We start from the raw sequence: 1270 nt of genomic DNA, 5'->3' as shown, positions 1-1270 counted from the left end.
GCGCCGCGCAGCTGTGGCAGAAACAGGCACTATCTTAAACTCTTTGAATAATTGTCTGGACTTAGGGGGCCACTTTAGATCTGCAATTTGCAAATTTCTTGCGGAGATGGCAGTTCTGCAAATTTTGTATTTATCTCTTCGAGGTACTTTTGATCAAATCCAACAAAATCAGCCGCATCAGACATATCACGACCAAATCGTTCTTTTTTTGTTGTGATCGATTTTGTCAGATGACGACCAATTTCCCTTAAAACTACTTCCGAAATAACCAAATTTGCAGGATGCCGATTAAATTGTTTTAGCTGAGAAAATATCCCTCGATCGAGACGCATGCCGTGATCATCAAAAGTTGTTGTATCGACGGTAATTGCTGAAATCTTTTTTTGGGCAATTCGCAACCTAATTTCTGCGTATTCTTCTGAAGACATAATTTTTTTAGAAATTAATTGGGCAAATCGACATCTGTATCGTCGTCAGAAAGATTAGGAATAAACTTCGCGTGCGCTCTTTGTAAATAGGCTTTAGCACTATCCCTATCCGCCTCATAAGACAATTGTTCATTAATAAATCGAAGACGAGATCGTGCATCGTTAATTACCTCTGCCCATTCTTTTACCCAGACCGTAATATTCAATTCTGAGTCGTCATAAACTTGTCCTTTAGGTCGTCCCTTCTGATTGGCCTCTTTCTTTGCAAAAGAGTCCAGCTCATTTGACACAGCGACGAATGTCCATTTAGCAGGAACTCCAGCAAATCTTTCGTCACTTGCAACTGCGATAGCATATTTTTTTATTTGGGTTAGTACATCGCTATTGATTTTTTGTGAAGGTCGCTTGAGCTCAACAATTAGATAATCATATTCACCAGTTCGAGGTTGGACAACTTTTTGCAACATCAGATCTATCCGCCCAGTCTTCCCATCTCCTAGATCAACAATTTTAGAATCATCTTCACGTGGACCTAATTCAGATAAATGCCTTTGCAAAACTTCTTCTAACCGCTGCTCGCTACCTGCCAGAGAGAATTCTTCGTGAAATAACCAAGCCTCTGTTTCAAGTATTTTATGTAATTGATCTCTTTCCAACAGTTTCTTCTTACTTTTCTTATGAAAAATAAGCGCCTCTAATCCATTCAACATATCCAGTCTATTTGCAACAATTTTTGCGGAACTGATGATCGAGGAAAGTGATGTTTAAAGTGGCCCCCTAAGTCCAGACAATTATCCAAAGAGTTTAAGATAGTGCCTGTTTCTGCCACAGCTGCGCGGCGC

Annotated in this window: 2 protein-coding genes; both read right to left on the bottom strand. The window is 39.8% G+C overall.

Annotated elements, in window-relative coordinates; translation table 11 throughout:
- Positions 1-74: 74 nt before the first annotated feature.
- Positions 75-428: a PIN domain-containing protein gene (locus QN359_RS19715; protein WP_322249631.1), complete on the bottom strand. Its 354-nt coding sequence runs from the start codon at positions 426-428 to the stop codon at positions 75-77.
- 14 nt (positions 429-442) lie between these two features.
- A complete protein-coding gene (locus QN359_RS19710; RefSeq protein ID WP_323493414.1) occupies positions 443-1138 on the bottom strand; it encodes a hypothetical protein in 696 nt (231 codons plus the stop codon).
- Positions 1139-1270 lie beyond the last annotated feature (132 nt).

This window comes from Undibacterium sp. 5I2 (assembly GCF_035019605.1).
Classification (GTDB): domain Bacteria; phylum Pseudomonadota; class Gammaproteobacteria; order Burkholderiales; family Burkholderiaceae_D; genus Undibacterium.
This window is presented reverse-complemented; position numbering and strand designations above follow the sequence as displayed.